Origin of the sequence: Paenibacillus sp. JJ-223 (genome assembly GCF_927798175.1) — a bacterium.
GTDB lineage: Bacteria > Bacillota > Bacilli > Paenibacillales > Paenibacillaceae > Paenibacillus > Paenibacillus hubeiensis.
Map to the genome: position 1 here is coordinate 198321 of NZ_CAKMMP010000003.1, position 15030 is coordinate 213350.

Here is a 15030-nt window from a genome sequence, read left to right on the forward strand (position 1 = left end):
AACACGATAACCGCTGAGACGACATGAAGACCAGGCGATCTGGCTGCAACAAAGGTGTTTCAGTGAGAGATTCAGATTTTGATAGAGTTCAGAATTTAAGATTTAAAAATCCCAAAAATTGATATAAATTTCTATTAGATTCAAATCTTTGCCAAGTTAAGACAGGGGATTCGGACAGGAGGTGGGTTGTTTAGTCATTTCCCGCAGGTTTGAATCGGTTAGAGTCAGTCGTTCCACATTATCCTACAGGAGGGATTCCATGCTTTATACCATTATCGTGCCAGTTAACCAGGACTATAACATTCTGAACCTCTTCACCGATTCGCTGCTTCGGACGGTTAGCCCGTCCAGCGAAATCATCTTCATTAACGATGGCTCGGGTGCGGCCGTCCTGCAGCATTTGGAAAAATTAAAGCAGGAAGTCAGAGAAGGCGTAACCATCGAAATTTTGCAGCATGATTTTCCGCTCGGATGTGCCGTATCCATCAATAGCGCGCTGCGCATCGCCAAAGGCGACTATATTTTCTTCCTGGACTCCGACACGATTCTTCAGCCCAACTGGCAATGGATGATGAAAGAGACGCTCGACAGGGATATTACGATCGGCATGACCGGCGGCGTGCTGTTATATCCGCAAACCGGCGGCGTACAGCACTGCGGCATCGCTTTTGCGGACACGATCGGCCGTCATCTCTTCCTGAACGCGTCTCCCGAAGATATCCCGAAAGAGACCTTTTCGGTTCAACTCGTCGTCTTCGCCATGTTTGGCATGAAGAGAGAAGTGTACGAGACGATCGGCTTGCTCGACGAAAAGTTCTTTAATGGATACGAAGACTTCGATTATCAAATGCGGGCACGCGCCGCAGGTTACGATACGGTCATCAATCCCGACATCCTTGCTTACCACTGGGAAAGAAGCAGCGGAATCCACCGAAATTTCAACCGCAAAAACAATCTGGCGCGGTTTTGGAAGAAATGGGGCAACGAAATCGAAGCCGATATCTGGCCGTTCGTATTCGGTCACTTGAAGTCACAGCTTGAAGGCCAAGGCGAAGACCGACATCTGCCGATCGTAGGCATTGATCTCGCCGAGGTGCGCAGCGATGCGGAAACGTTCTGGACGAAGCTGGAAGAAGCGGACATTGCGCCTGTTGCCGAAGTTCGGGACTATTCCAACCGTTTCCATTCGAATGGAGCCATCTGGCTGCCGCAGGTACTCGGCAAGGAACTGATCCATACCGAGAACCGGCTGCTGTTTTTGGTGGACAATTTCGCCCGGCTGCTGGAAAACCGGTATTGGATCGAGATGAGGCATGCCCAAAGGGCCAAAGACCTGATCATCGACTTGTATGGAAATGTCATTACGATGGATCGCATCTACGACGGGTGCTGGCCTGGAACGAAAGTACGCTAATCGAAAAAACCAAGCAAACAGGGAGGTACTGTCTGTGAATACAAAAGAGAGCGCGCTGGAGCGTGCCGTCAGGTTTAACCGGAATCTGGAGTGGTTGGAACAGGTCGAAAAAGTCATCCCGAGCGGATGCAGCACGCTTGCCAAGGCGCCGGAACGATTGTTTCCCGGTCACACCCCCGTCTGCTGCGCGGAAGCTCGCCATTCCCGCTTTACGGACATTGACGGGAACGAGTGGCTGGATTGCGAAATGGCCATGGGAACTGCCTCCTGGGGACATGCCCGGCATGAGATTCAGCTGGCCGTCATCCATCAGTTGAAAAAAGGAACCAGTTACTCCATTCCGGCCGAGATCGAGCTGCAATGCGCCGAATTGATTTTGAAGCGGTTCGAAGGCCGATATGCCTCGCTCCGATTTACCAAAAGCGGTGCCGATGCCGTCAGTGGGGCAGTGAGGCTTGCTCGCGCAGGGAGCGGCAAAAGCAAAGTGATCGCGACGGCGTACCATGGGTGGCATGATTGGTCTGCTTACGGCTACTATGGCCGCGAAACCAAAGGCCGCGGCATTCCGGTGGATATCGAACGCACGACCATCTGGGTGGATAAACCCTCGCCTGAACGCATCGAACCTCTGATTGCATCTTCGGCCGAAGACATTGCCTGTATTGTGCTGTGCCCTAACGAATGGAAACGCGATGCCCTGGAGCGGGTCGTGTTGCTCTGCCGATCGCAGGACATCATCGTCATCTTTGACGAAGTCACCTCCGGCATTCGCATGGGCAAGCAGGCCACAGCGGGGGAGTACGGCATCTGGCCTGACCTGCTCTGCATTTCCAAAGGCATGGCGAACGGTTTGCCCCTTGGTGCCGTGCTTGGACCAGAGCATCTGATGTCGTTGTCGGGACAGGTCAAATTCAGCAACGCCCATTCCAGCGAAACGACCGCGCTCGCGGCAGCGATCGCCTGCGAAAAGTTGATGGAAAATGCAAAGACGTGGCCGAGCTGGAGAGAGCCCGCTGCTCGGATCATGGACCGGATCGAGTCCGAACTGGTTTTGCTCGGATTAACCGATCAGTTGGTACTGAAAGGAACCTATGCGAGTTTCTACATCCAATCCATTTCGGAAGACAATTTCCAGGCAGACCCGTTCCGTGAATTTATGGTGAAAAAAATGGCCCACTTCGGCATTTTCACCAAAGGTTATTTCTTGTTCTCGGACATGCATACCCGGGAAGAAATGCTTTGGGTAGAGGAAGCTCTCCTGCAAACGTTGTCGGATTGGAAAGAGGTTCAAAGACAGCAATACCTTTCTCGCGTAACCATAACCAAAAAAATCAAAGCGTAACCCGGATCGGGAAATCGACGAAGGAGGAACAACATTTGAAAGCACTCGTATATCAAGACCGCAAAGAGGTAGCCCTGCTGGACATTGAAGAGCCGCGCATCGAAAAGGCAAACCAGGTCAAAGTCAAAATTTACGGTTCGGGCATTTGCGGCACGGATCTGAACATCGTGAAAGATAAAATTCCTGCCAACCGGGGAACGGTGATCGGACACGAGGGCGTTGGCACGGTGGTTGAGGTCGGAACGGAGGTTCGAAGCCTTCGCGTCGGGGATCGGGTGTTGATCGACCCTACCCAGTCTTGCGGAATTTGCTCGTATTGCCGCGAAGGCCAGTTCATCTATTGCGAAAACTTTGAAGACCACCAGGTGGGCATGACCATTCATGGTACGTTTGCAGAATATTATGTCGGCGACGAGAAGTATATTTATCCGATCCCGGACTCCATGAGCTGGGAAACCGCGATGATGGTCGAGCCGCTCGGCTGCGTTCTGCAAACGTTCATGAAAGCAGGGGTCAAACCGAGCGATTCGGTTCTGGTCCTCGGTTCCGGCGCCATCGGTTCCCTGTGCCAGCTCGTCAGCAAACGATTGGCCAGGCTGACGGTCGGCACGGAGGTCGATCCGTATCGCATTCAATTCGCTTCTACCATTGCCGACCATGTGTTCCACCCGCAGGAGCTGACATTGGACAAGGTATACGAAATCAACAACAACCACAAGTTCGATATCGTGGTGGATGCTGTGGGGAACCAGCTTCACGTCGGATTCGAGCTGGTCGCCAAAGGCGGGAAAATCATTCCGATGGGGTATGACGACAGCTACCAGGTGACGTTCAAACCGACCGACGTCATCAATGAAGGTCTCAGCGTCATCGGTGCGGTCGCTTCCCACTCCATGATCAGCACCGCCCTGAAGTTTGCGCAGAGCATTCCGGAACTGGAACGAATGGTTACGTCCACGGAATTGCTGAGCGATTACGAGCAAGCCTTTAACGGTACAATGGGGTACCATCTGCGGACAGGAGAACCGCTGCCGATGAATTCGGTTAAAACCGCGCTGATCATATAGATAACTGACACACAAGGACATAAGCGTTCGCGGTTGCGCCGCTGCGACGAATGGTGATCGCAGCGGCTAACAACCGCAGAAAGAGGGGGATAAAGGTTGAAGCTGCTGCAAGATTTGCCGAGAAATCCACGGTACTCCATATTGCTCGAACCGGTGTGGGCCATACCCGGAACGATTGTTCTTTTTTACGCGCCTTTGTACATGAAGGAAGTTGGCCTTTCGGATATCGAGATCGGCTTGATCAATTCGGTAAATCTTTATTTTGCTTTCATTTTTCAATTGTTTGCCGGTTCCGTAACGAACAAGCTGGGACGCAAACGGACAACATTGATTTTCGACCTGCTTGCCTGGAGCGTTCCGATGTTCATTTGGGCGTTTTCGCAAAACTTCTGGTTGTTCCTGATCGCTTACCTGCTCAACGCAACGTCCAAATTCGTGACGGTTTCCTTCAATTGCCTCATCATCGAGGATGTGGAGGAGCACAAACGGTCCAAGGTTTTCGGCATCCTGAACATGATCATTACGGCGGCTGGCGTACTGACCCCGATTGCGGGGATCGTCATTGCGGATGTTGGCATCGTGCCGACCCTGGCGAGCATTTATTTTATCGGAGGCATCCTTATGACAGCGATGTTTTTCATTCGCAACCGCTACACGGATGAAACCGAGGTGGGGAAGGAACTCATGGGATTGCACAGCCAAACCCGGGTGCTTGGGGGGCTTGCTTCCAGTTTGCGATTGTTCGGCAAATCGTTCTACAAGCGCAGTCTGCTGCCGATCATATTGATCACGGTCATCTCCAATCTGATTTTGCAGCTGAATTTTTTCCAGGTCGTTTTTTTCAAGGAGCAGTTGAAGTTTGACGATCGCGTCATCTCGTTTATCCCGGTGGTGACCGCCCTTACGGTCATGCTCCTCTATCTGGTGATCTTCCCGCGCCTGAAACGCCGGTCGGAGGAAAAGTACGTGAGCTTCTCCATTATGTTGAGTACGGTCGGTTCGGTGCTTTTTCTGCTCATTCCCGTCGGAAATGTGTCGATGCTGTTCATGACGCTAATCGTGCTCGCAGCAGGCAATTTCATTCTGCAAACTTATCGGGATTCGCTGCTCATGAACCGTCTGGGCACCCATGAAAAAGCCGACATGTATTCAGCCGTGCAAACGGTCATGACTTTGACGGCCATTCCATCGGGGTATTTGACCGGTTTGCTTTATCACCACAATCCCGTTCTGTTGTTCGGTGTCATTCTTGCGTTATATGTCATACTGATGGTTATCATGCTGTTCCTGCCTGATCCCAAGAACCAACCTGCTCAAGCGATTGAGACTTACAAGAAAATGTAGAAGAAGGGGTTTTCTGTATATAAAAAGAATAACTATATAGGTTGAACTGGACTGGACATTTACACGATAACGGAGAGGTCAGAAAGAATCTGGAGAAGCGGAGCGTTCTAAAAGCTTTCTGAAAGAAAGCTGCATCGTAAGCATAGGCTTATCACCGGATTTTCCCCTTAATAAGGGGATCAAAAAATCTGGGGATAACAGCGATCGGAAGATGTTCTGACCACGTAGTGACTCCGTGTAAAGATTATTTGTTCAACCTATATAATACGGAAAACGAACTTGGGAGGCAAAAACATGATAAACGCATTCGACAGCAATACGCGGGAACAATTGAGCTGGATCAATGAGCCGATGGCCTGGTCTTATACGGATCAAGGAAGCCTGACCGTGGAAGCCCAGCCGGATACGGATTTCTTTCAAGACCCCGCTGGCATAAACGTCCGGGCATCCGCGCCTTTCCTGGGCATGCCCCTGCCGGGCGACTTCGAGATGACCGCGCAATTGACCGTAGACATGAAACACCAATACGATTCCGGCTGCCTGATGCTCATGGCCGATGAACGGAACTGGTGCAAGCTTTGTTTCGAATTCGACGGCAGCGTGCCAACCATCGTGTCGGTCGTTACAAGAGACGGTTTGTCCGACGACTGCAACTCGGTTGAAGTGACCGTATCCCATCCCTTTTTGCGCATTCGCAAAGTAGAGCACTGCATCTCGTTTTTTTATTCGCCTGATGGAGAAGAGTGGAAACTTATTCGATATTTCGGCATGCCGGTGAAAGGGGAACTCCGGGGCGGGGTCGTTGCTCAGTCGCCTACGGGAACAGGCTGTACCTGCCATTTTCTAAGCTTGCAGGTTACTCGTCCGGATTTGGCTGCACGTTTCTGAGCCGCCCCCCTGCCGATCAGAGGAGGGAGAATCGCTTCATGGTCAAAGCGTTCATATTGGATTTTGATGGACTTATTGTGGATACCGAAACCCCTTGGTACTATGCCTTTCGCGATATTTATCAAGAGCATGGGCTTGAGCTGGGCCTGGAATTGTGGTCCCGTAACGTGGGCACCGATTTTGAAGACTTCCATCCTTATCTTTATCTGGAGGAAACGCTGCAAAGATCGATCGACCACGATCACATCAAGCGACTCTCGGAGCAGAAATACGCCGCCTATTTGGGGCAGGCAGCCATTCTCCCGGGCGTTCTAGAATTGCTCAAATCGGCCAGAGAGCAAGGGATTCGTCTAGCCGTAGCCTCCAGTTCCACCCGGGACTGGGTGCATGGTTATTTGCAAACCCTCGGCATTTTCGACCAATTTGCGGTCATTCACACGGCCGAGGACGTTAAACGGGTCAAACCGGACCCGGAGCTGTACCTGCTGGCCCTGAAGAGCCTCGGCATCGAGGCGTCCGAAGCGGTTGTGTTCGAAGATTCGCCTAACGGGCTGAAAGCCGCCAAAGCAGCAGGCATTCGCTGCGTCATCGTGCCGAATGAAGTAACGCGCAATTTGCAATTTCAACTTCATGACCTGAGGCTGTCGTCGCTGATCGAGTTCCAATTGGAAAAACTCTAACCGAGGTATTGCTTGCGCAATTCGATCGGGGAGATGCCTTCATGTTTTTTGAATACGGCCCCGAAGTAACTCGCGCTGTTGAAACCGACCGCTTTGGCAATTTCGTGGGCCGGGGCGGCATGATCATGGATAAGCATTTCCTTGGCTTTCAGCAAACGGTATCGAAGCAGGTAATCTAGCGGCGTCATATGAAACTCTTTTTTGAAAATCCGGTTCAAATGCTGCTCGGTGATGTTCATCTGCTGGGCCAAGGTTGACAACGAGAGATCCTGGTGATAGTTCTGCTCGATAAAAGCAATGAGTTCAGCCAGCTTTAATCGGGCTTCGGAACGTTCAAACGTGCCCAAATGGTCGCCCTCGATGTTCAACCTGACCAGCAGCATGTACAGCAGTGCGGAAACGTGCCAGATCTGGTTCTTGTGCCTGGACTCCTGCGCCAGCGTTATTTCATGCAGCAGGATTTGAAGCAAACCGTCCGGCTTGAAGGCACGCAGTTTCCCGATTTTCAAGGATTGCAGGAAACGGGGCAATAAATAGCCATTGAACGTCAAACCATCGAACAATAGCGATTCGCTAAGATTGCGGTAACGGTAGGCAACCTCCGGAAACATAATAAGAGCGGTTCCTTCGCGGATCAGAAATTCGTCGTCGCTGGCTGCGATTCGCCCGGTTCCCTCGATGCATTTCACTATGGTGTAATCCCGCGATCGGTCGCTCCAGTGCATGAATTCATTTACGGTCAACTGGATTTGCCCTGTAATCATAAGCGGCATATCGGCATCCAGCGGATTCTCCATGCTAGGTTTCGGCATCGTTGTGTAATTCCTCTTTTCGTAAAAGGTTCGTTAGCATAAGTGGAGCGGCTGCAGCGTTAATAGAAACCTAAAAAGAATTATATTACATAAATGACAATAATTTAAATATATGTTTCGATCATTTTCTTGTTTTCGAAAACCTTTTATATAAGCCGTAAGATAACAAAGATCGAAAGGTGGTACAGCGCTTGCAGTGAACGGGTGTGAGACAACGCTGTGGACAACAATCCGCTCTCTCATTGATAATCATTTTCAATTGGGTTAATATAGTTAACAGAGACTATATCATTGTGCCGGCAAACCTCGAACGAAAGCACGGGCAAGCCATGGCATCCAGGAGGAATATCGAATGTTAATCCAAACCCGAAGCATCCTTGTCGAGAAAGGGTACAGTAACCAAGTCGTAGAACGGTTCAGCGGTCCAACCCCTGTTGTGGACATGCCAGGCCTGATTGATTTCAGCGTGATGGTCAACAAGAAGAGCAAAGAACAAGAAGAAGTCCTGATCATCATCCGCTGGGAATCGGAGGAGGCCTGGAAAAATTGGGAGAAGAGCGATGCACACATCAAGGGACACCGGGAAAAAAGAAATCAGGAAAAACCGGCGTATCTGATCAGTACGACGGTGAACATGTATGAAGTGCAAACGGTGAAGAACGGAAGCGGGTCCGTGAGCGGAGAAGTTAACGCATAGCGTTTGGAAGGGCAGTGCCTTCACCTTGAAAATGTTGGTATAAGAAAAAGCATGCATCCTTTTCGATGCATGCTTCTTTTTGTTGCCTTTTTCCACGCTCAGAATGTTCAGAGCGTTCATACATCAATCAAGGGCGCGTGTTCCGCTTGAAAAGGGAATGATTTTCGCGCAACGTCGATAAACGTCTTTACGGCAATGGTACAATCCTCAACGGGACCGGTGGCCATATGAATGTCCCGATAGGCCGAGGGAGAGAGCCGTTTGACCGCAATGCCCTGCGGCAGGTCCAGAAGGGAAAGCTCCGACATGACCGCCAGACCTTCGCCTGCCAGGATCATTTGCAGCGAGGTTCTGTAATTATAGAGGATGTATTCCACTCGGGGCGTTTCTCCAGCGCTTTCAAACCAATTAAGGACAGGCGGTTCATATCCTGCTTTCCATAGCAGCATGGGTTCCCCCCGTAAATCTTGGGGAGTAATTACGTCCTTCTTCGCCAGTGGATGGTCGTCTCTCATCACGGCATAGATACCTTCTCTGTAAAGCGGAAAAGAATGGGAGGTTTGATCCGAAGGAATCAACAGACCGACATCGATTTGCCGATTGTCCAACCAGGACTGAACTTCGGTAATGGTACCTTCCACGATGCTGAACTCCAGCTTTGGATAAAGCTTTTTGATCCGGCTGATCAGCTTCGGGACAAAGTAGGACGAGGCTACGGGGAAAGCGCCGATGCGCACTGAGCCGGTCTCCACCCCTTTTTCGCTGGATATTTCCTGATCGACTTTATCGTAACCTTGAAGAATTTCCCGAAAAATGCGGACGATCCGTTCGCCGACCGGCGTGAGCGCAACGCCGTTTCGCCGATCCCGAATCAACAGCGTGACGCCAAGCTCGCGTTCCAGCGTAGTGACCGCACGGCTGACGGCAGGTTGGGTCATATTCATTTTCTCGCCGGCAATCGTGAAACTGCGTGTCTCCGAAATGGAGACGATGAGCTGCAGCAATGATCTGTTCATATCAAAAATGGTATCCCCTTCATGATTTATATTCATTTTATTTATGCTACAGCGTATTGTATCATGTTTATCAAGCAAGAGGGAAGAAGCAAAACACAGCATTGCCAGTGGCTAAACCCGGCACTGTAGTGCCGGGATCTGTAATATTACATGGATGGGAGCAGGATCAAATGAAAGCAAAAGCTTGGCTATTTTTAATACTGGCGAATCTGTTTTGGGCCGGAAACCTGATTTTCGGCAAAGCGGTAACGTCTGATTTCCCGCCGGTCTGGGCGTCCTTTTTGCGGTGGGGCATCGCGGCTTTGGTGTTGATTCCGCTGGCGCAGCTGGCGGAGAAGCCGAATTGGGTGAAAGTATGGAAGAACAACTGGGGAGTGCTGCTATTCCTTTCAGTGGTGGGCGTTGTGCTCTATACCCTTCTCACCTATACAGCACTCCGGTACACTTCGTCGACGAACGGAAGTTTGATCAACAGTTTGACTCCGGCCGTCATGATTATCCTTTCGCTGTTATTTCTCAAAGAGAACATTACCGGGTGGCAGGGAGTGGGGTTGGTATTGTCTTTTTTGGGCGTGCTGACGGTGTTGACCAAAGGACATTTGCTGGGTGTATTCAACACGCATTACAACCAGGGAGACGGCATCATGTTTGCTGCCGTATTTCTGTGGGCCATGTATTCGCTGATCGGCAAACGGGCCCAGCATCTTCCGCCGATCACATTTGTGGCGTTTACGGCGTTTATAGGCGTCATATGCATGGTGCCGCTTCTGTTTCTACAACCATTGCCTACGGAGCACATCACGTCTTCGGGCATCACAGGCGTCATCTATTTGGGCTTGTTCCCTTCCATTGGATCATTTCTGTTCTGGAACCAAGGCGTTAAGGAACTTGGACCGGGCAAAGCCAGCATTACGATGAATTTGATGCCCATCTTTACCGCGATTCTTTCCGTGATTCTTGGCCAGCAGCTGCTGATTTCACAAATCGTCGGCGGCGTGATCGTCATCGTGGGCATGCTGCTTTCGGCCAATCTGATGGCCCGGAGAGGAAAAGGCAGGACGCTGTGGAAGCGAACCGGCAGAACGGTATAACCCATTTTTCGTGGTTAAGAATCGTTGTATCCAGACTGATGTATGCCCATTCGCAAGAAGGACATGGTATAATGGCGAAAATATAATCGCAACGGCGATCCGTGCAGTCAAATGAAGGCGAAAGAAGACCCGAATTCCAACGAATTCGGGTCTTCTGCATGTTTCGCTTTAACGCTGTGATTCCAATCTTCTCATTGGTCAAATACCGCTTTTTCGATCCGACTCACTCATGTGCTTCTTCATAGGATTGAAGGTCTTTAAGAGTCGACTTTAATCTCTCCCGTGCTGAAGAATTCAATGGTTGCAGCGGAAGCGGGAGACTAGGGCTTGAGATCAAGCCGAGAATTTCTGCCGATGCCGCAGCGACGCGAAGACTGCCGTATTGACGAAATAGCGCCCAAATCGGTTCAAGCCGCGCTGAGCTGAGCTTGGCTTCGTCCGCACGGCTGCTCAGGGCCAATCGAGTGATGCTGAGGCATGTTTTTGGAAACAAACCTCCGAGAACCGAGTACCATGCGTCGCATCCTGCATTCAAGCCGGTGGCAGCAAACGGATCGCCACTTACGCCGATCGAAACATGGGAAGGGATGATGGACCTCAATTGATCAATGCGCGCCTTGGCCTTTTCAGGCTCAGAGGGGACGCCGGGAATTTTGATCGAACGAACAAACGGCAACCTGGAAATTCTTCCGTGGAGTTCGTCGCTAAAGTGAAAATGCGTCGTTGACGGATTATCGTAAACGCACAAGGGAATGGATAACGCATTCGTGACCTGTTCATACAACAAATAAACCTCTTCATCCGTAAGCGCTTGATAAGAGACGGGCGCCAGCAGCACTCCCTTTGCTCCTGCTTCTTGTGCGTCCTCCGCCAAGCGAAGCACGTCAAGCGTCCGAAGCGCGCTTATGCTTGTCATTACGGGAATGCCTTCAGCCGTCTTGACGGCAAGTTTAAGGACCCGCAAACGTTCTTCCCGGTTCAAATAGGCATAGTTTCCCGTCGAACCAAGCGCGCCGATCGAATCGACGCCAGCGGCAACCAATCGCTGAACCAATCCCGCAAATTCGTTGTCATGAATGCCTGCCTCGTTTAACGGGGTAAGCGGAAAAGCGGATAATCCATGGAACATCGAGCCACACTCCTTATATCTTGAATCTTGACAAATTGTATAAACAAAATGGACTGATTCACAGTACCAATAATGAGATAAATAACTGGGCCAATTTTTACTACCACAAGCAAACTTGCTATATAGGTTGAACTAAACATTTACACGATAACGGAGAGGTCAGAAAGAATCTGGAGAAGCGGAGCGTTCGCATTTATCATCGGATTCCCGGAAGGTCGGCGTGACCGATCGAGAACATATGCCACCCAAACCTTTGCGAATGATGGGCATAAAAAAGTTCAGAATCAATCCTCCGAAACATACCGTTAATATCGTTCCGATTCCGATCGGCCCTTTTAAAAGGATTGCAACCAGCAAAAAGGCCAGGTATACCAAAGTTCTCGCGAAAAACAGGTTGGTTTTCATCAAATCCCGAATAATCAACGTTAACCGGTCTACCGGAATCGGCGCAAAGTTGGTGTATAAATACGTAGCCGTGCCCAGCCCGATAACGATGAGGCCGAATGCAAAACAAACCCATTGACCCGGCCACAACTCAGACCCCGGCCAGCCGTGCAGCAGAAAAAGCCACAGATCGATCCCGAAGCCTGTGATCATGGCTGTCAGCAATCCTAATATTTCCGGTCTTCGTTGGCTTAACAGTGCATTGCAGCCTATTAACATCAAAGCAACGATGATCTCCCAACTGCCTACCGTAAGTCCAACATTTTCGGAAAGTCCGACCAAAAGGGCATCAAAAGGCGACGTTCCAAGATCCGATTGGATGGTGAGAGCGATGCCCAGCGTTAACACGAAAATACCGATGACGTAAAATACAAACTTCATATTGACTCGACCCCATCACTCTAAAATTTTGTTGCAAACTCAACAAAAATAATATACATTAAATATATTCCATTGCTCGTTGCATTTGCAACAAAAATATAGAACGGAAAAACACCAAAGACTTTGAATGATCTAGGAGTGAACCGATACCATGGCGATACAGTGGACAAAAGCCAACCTCAACGATGTACAATTGCTTCAGGAACTGAGCATTCAAACGTTCAACGAGACATTTAAAGATCAGAATTCCCCTGAAAACATGAAAGCTTATCTGGATAAAGCGTTTAATCTGAAGCAGTTGGAGAAGGAGATGGCCAACGACTCGTCGGACTTTTATTTCATCTATTTCAATGAGCAGCTTGCGGGATATATGAAGATGAATACAAGTGACGCGCAAACCGAAAATATGGGTAACGATTCGCTTGAGGTCGAAAGAATCTATATTAAGCGCGATTTTCAAAAACATGGGCTTGGCAAATACCTGCTGAACCAAGCGATCGAGATCGCCAGGAAACAGGATAAAAAGAAAATTTGGCTGGGCGTATGGGAGAAAAACGAAAACGCGATCGCTTTTTATGAAAAAATGGGGTTTATTCAAACGGGGGCGCACGCTTTCTACATGGGAGATGAAGAACAAACGGATTTGATTATGACCAAAAACCTCGTTTAGTTCCTCGTCGGATCAATAGGGTAGTAGAGTAATAGTGTAATGGGGTACGCATTGGCGTGCCCTATTTTTACGTGTTTTAACAGACGCTTTTCTCACCCCATTCTCCCATCGCTAACCTATGGCATGATAAAAAGCTTTACAAGATATAGCAGTAAACGGTAAAGTAACGACATTGAAGAGGATGGTTCAGAAACTCCACAATTTAAACAAAGGAAGGTCTGCGGATGGAGCGCAATCACCGGATCAAAAGGTCGGGGTCATGGATTGGAAACTTGCGGTTTCAAAACAAATTGCTGATCAGTTATTTGCTGGCATGCATTGTTCCGTTATTAATTGTAAGCGTATTCATTTTCCGTTATTCTGCTGCCACGCTCGAAGATTCTTCGGAAGAGTTCGCTTCGCTGTACACGTCACAAATCAAGTCTTCGTTGAACGAATTCATCAAGGAATATGATAAAGTCACGAAGTCGGTGCTGGTCGACAACCAGCTGATTTACAACCTCGGAGAAGAGCGGAACATGCCCATGGACGAGGTGGTCAATCAAAGGGTCGCCGTACAGCAACTGCTGATGCGGGTCGCGATGCTCAAATCTGAGATTGGCACGGTGATGCTGATCAGCCGGGATCACCACGTGTATCAGTACACAACGACAACAAGCAGGGTGAACGAAAAGAGGGTGCTTTCCCAAGCGTGGTACCAAGGAATCCAGAGTTTAAACGAAACCTTCTTCATTACCGGTTTGCATGACCGTTCCTATTATGAAGATCAAGGAGCGGGAGCCGTCGTGACGTTGGGAAGAGTGTTATATAACTCTAATGGTGCGTATGCAGGCTTGCTGCTGATCGACCTCGATCCCTTTGCATTACTGCAGCTCGATCACGAATTTATCACGACCAGGGACAAATATGGCATCAATGTCGTCATTTACAACCGGCAAGGAGAAATCGTGTACCATTCCGACGCGGCCAGCGGCCAAATTCCGTGGGAAGAATGGATCGGATTGAAATCGGAGCTTATTGGCGAAAGCGGCAGCAAAGACCAGATCCGCTTATCCGGCAGCACTGCCGGGGGGGAACTAAACATCCAAACCGATATTCCACGGTCAAAGCTGCTGCAAAAGATCAATCAGATCAAAGGCATGAGCACCATCGTGATTCTGGTCAGCTGCCTGATTGTTGTCCTCATCTCATTTTGGTTAAGCCATAGAATTACCCGGCCGATCATTCGTCTGCGCAGAAGTATGAAACAAGCGGAAATGGGAAATTATCATCCGATCGAAAAAGAGCATACCAACGACGAAATCGGCGGCCTGGTGCACAGCTACAACAAAATGATCCGCACGATCAAGGCATTGATCGAAGACGTGTACATGGCCGAAATCAAGCAGCGTCAAGCGAAGCTCACCGCACTTCAAAATCAGATCAATCCCCACATGCTGTACAACACCCTGGAATCCATCCGCATGAAAGCGCTGGTGAACGATGACGAAGAAACTGCCGGAATGATTAAAATTTTGGCTCGCATGTTTCGTTTGACCTTGGGCAAAGAAGGAAAACGCCATTCCGTGAAAAATGAACTGGATTATACGATCAATTATTTGCAGCTTCAGAACATGCGTTTCGATCATACGTTCGAATGGGTGATTGATATCCCGGACGAAATGTTGGAGTGCAGCATCATTCCATTGATTTTTCAGCCCATCGTTGAAAATAGCATCAACCACGGATTTATCGACTACAGCCGCAAATTGACGATCACCATTACGGGAAGCTGGACGAAAGATGGGGACCTCCTGTTCCGGATTTCGGACAACGGGAGCGGCATCACTTCGGACAAATGGATGGAGATTCAACAGTCGTTGAAGGAAGCCGGTACGAACAAATCCAAGTTGGAGCAGGAGGAGGAATCTGCAGAAAAAGGGCTGGGATTGCAAAACATTTCGGAGCGAATCAAGCTCAATTATGGCGATGCGTACGAATTAACGATGATGTCGGAAAGCATGCATGGAACAACCGTCGAGATTCTGATCCCCAAACATAATTCGTAAGTTGGTT

At 49.5% G+C, this 15030-nt stretch carries 14 protein-coding genes; 10 read left to right on the forward strand and 4 right to left on the reverse strand.

Translation table 11 applies throughout. The features are described from left to right. The first annotated feature begins 259 nt into the window (after positions 1–259). From L6H98_RS07225 to L6H98_RS07250, 6 genes are all read left to right on the forward strand, one after another. Positions 260–1414: a glycosyltransferase gene (locus L6H98_RS07225; protein WP_236413960.1), complete on the forward strand. Its 1155-nt coding sequence runs from the start codon at positions 260–262 to the stop codon at positions 1412–1414. A gap of 34 nt (positions 1415–1448) precedes the next feature. After that, on the forward strand, positions 1449–2756 hold the full coding sequence (locus L6H98_RS07230; protein WP_236413961.1) for an aminotransferase class III-fold pyridoxal phosphate-dependent enzyme: 1308 nt from the start codon (positions 1449–1451) through the stop codon (positions 2754–2756). 35 nt (positions 2757–2791) lie between these two features. Further along, complete coding sequence (locus L6H98_RS07235) at positions 2792–3823, forward strand: alcohol dehydrogenase catalytic domain-containing protein (RefSeq protein WP_236413962.1); 1032 nt, start codon at positions 2792–2794, stop codon at positions 3821–3823. A 96-nt stretch (positions 3824–3919) separates the two neighbouring features. After that, positions 3920–5167 (forward strand): MFS transporter, encoded by a 1248-nt coding sequence (locus L6H98_RS07240; RefSeq protein WP_236413963.1) that lies wholly within the window; start codon positions 3920–3922, stop codon positions 5165–5167. Positions 5168–5461: 294 nt separating this feature from the next. Continuing rightward, complete coding sequence (locus tag L6H98_RS07245; RefSeq protein WP_236413965.1) at positions 5462–6055, forward strand: DUF1349 domain-containing protein; 594 nt, start codon at positions 5462–5464, stop codon at positions 6053–6055. Positions 6056–6093: 38 nt separating this feature from the next. Continuing rightward, positions 6094–6735: an HAD family hydrolase gene (locus L6H98_RS07250; protein ID WP_236413966.1), complete on the forward strand. Its 642-nt coding sequence runs from the start codon at positions 6094–6096 to the stop codon at positions 6733–6735. Here the strand turns inward: L6H98_RS07250 and L6H98_RS07255 are convergent. Then, positions 6732–7547, reverse strand: a complete 816-nt coding sequence (locus L6H98_RS07255) for an AraC family transcriptional regulator (RefSeq protein ID WP_236413967.1) — start codon at positions 7545–7547, stop codon at positions 6732–6734. The two genes, L6H98_RS07250 and L6H98_RS07255, sit on opposite strands and share 4 nt — an antisense overlap. 352 nt (positions 7548–7899) lie before the next feature. Here L6H98_RS07255 and L6H98_RS07260 point away from each other — a divergent pair, with 352 nt between their 5' ends. Beyond that, positions 7900–8244, forward strand: a complete 345-nt coding sequence (locus tag L6H98_RS07260; RefSeq protein WP_236413968.1) for an antibiotic biosynthesis monooxygenase — start codon at positions 7900–7902, stop codon at positions 8242–8244. Between the two features lie 116 nt (positions 8245–8360). On the opposite strand, the gene L6H98_RS07265 is transcribed toward L6H98_RS07260, so the two are convergent. Beyond that, positions 8361–9260 (reverse strand): LysR family transcriptional regulator, encoded by a 900-nt coding sequence (locus L6H98_RS07265; protein ID WP_236413969.1) that lies wholly within the window; start codon positions 9258–9260, stop codon positions 8361–8363. 170 nt (positions 9261–9430) lie between these two features. On the opposite strand from L6H98_RS07265, the gene L6H98_RS07270 reads away from it, so the two are divergent. Further along, complete coding sequence (locus L6H98_RS07270) at positions 9431–10351, forward strand: DMT family transporter (protein ID WP_236413970.1); 921 nt, start codon at positions 9431–9433, stop codon at positions 10349–10351. A gap of 223 nt (positions 10352–10574) precedes the next feature. On the opposite strand, the gene L6H98_RS07275 is transcribed toward L6H98_RS07270, so the two are convergent. Further along, complete coding sequence (locus tag L6H98_RS07275; RefSeq protein WP_236413971.1) at positions 10575–11480, reverse strand: dihydrodipicolinate synthase family protein; 906 nt, start codon at positions 11478–11480, stop codon at positions 10575–10577. Between the two features lie 159 nt (positions 11481–11639). After that, entirely contained in the window at positions 11640–12305 is a 666-nt protein-coding gene (locus tag L6H98_RS07280; protein ID WP_236413973.1) for a YitT family protein, read from the reverse strand. 151 nt (positions 12306–12456) lie between these two features. Here L6H98_RS07280 and L6H98_RS07285 point away from each other — a divergent pair, with 151 nt between their 5' ends. Together L6H98_RS07285 and L6H98_RS07290 are read left to right on the forward strand one after the other, a co-directional pair. After that, the gene (locus tag L6H98_RS07285) at positions 12457–12975 is read left to right on the forward strand and encodes a GNAT family N-acetyltransferase (RefSeq protein WP_236413975.1); all 519 of its coding nucleotides are present in this window, start codon (positions 12457–12459) and stop codon (positions 12973–12975) included. A gap of 224 nt (positions 12976–13199) precedes the next feature. Next, positions 13200–15023 (forward strand): sensor histidine kinase, encoded by a 1824-nt coding sequence (locus L6H98_RS07290; protein WP_236413977.1) that lies wholly within the window; start codon positions 13200–13202, stop codon positions 15021–15023. The last annotated feature ends 7 nt before the right edge of the window (positions 15024–15030 follow it).

What these genes read in the sequence shown, in the direction of transcription:
- L6H98_RS07285 (WP_236413975.1), top strand. Translation starts at nt 12,457, where the DNA reads ATGGCGATACAGTGGACAAAAGCCAACCTCAACGATGTACAATTGCTT.
- L6H98_RS07255 (WP_236413967.1), bottom strand. Translation starts at nt 7,547, where the DNA reads ATGCCGAAACCTAGCATGGAGAATCCGCTGGATGCCGATATGCCGCTT.
- L6H98_RS07290 (WP_236413977.1), top strand. Translation starts at nt 13,200, where the DNA reads ATGGAGCGCAATCACCGGATCAAAAGGTCGGGGTCATGGATTGGAAAC.
- L6H98_RS07270 (WP_236413970.1), top strand. Translation starts at nt 9,431, where the DNA reads ATGAAAGCAAAAGCTTGGCTATTTTTAATACTGGCGAATCTGTTTTGG.
- L6H98_RS07225 (WP_236413960.1), top strand. Translation starts at nt 260, where the DNA reads ATGCTTTATACCATTATCGTGCCAGTTAACCAGGACTATAACATTCTG.
- L6H98_RS07245 (WP_236413965.1), top strand. Translation starts at nt 5,462, where the DNA reads ATGATAAACGCATTCGACAGCAATACGCGGGAACAATTGAGCTGGATC.
- L6H98_RS07275 (WP_236413971.1), bottom strand. Translation starts at nt 11,480, where the DNA reads ATGTTCCATGGATTATCCGCTTTTCCGCTTACCCCGTTAAACGAGGCA.
- L6H98_RS07260 (WP_236413968.1), top strand. Translation starts at nt 7,900, where the DNA reads ATGTTAATCCAAACCCGAAGCATCCTTGTCGAGAAAGGGTACAGTAAC.
- L6H98_RS07265 (WP_236413969.1), bottom strand. Translation starts at nt 9,260, where the DNA reads ATGAACAGATCATTGCTGCAGCTCATCGTCTCCATTTCGGAGACACGC.
- L6H98_RS07250 (WP_236413966.1), top strand. Translation starts at nt 6,094, where the DNA reads ATGGTCAAAGCGTTCATATTGGATTTTGATGGACTTATTGTGGATACC.
- L6H98_RS07280 (WP_236413973.1), bottom strand. Translation starts at nt 12,305, where the DNA reads ATGAAGTTTGTATTTTACGTCATCGGTATTTTCGTGTTAACGCTGGGC.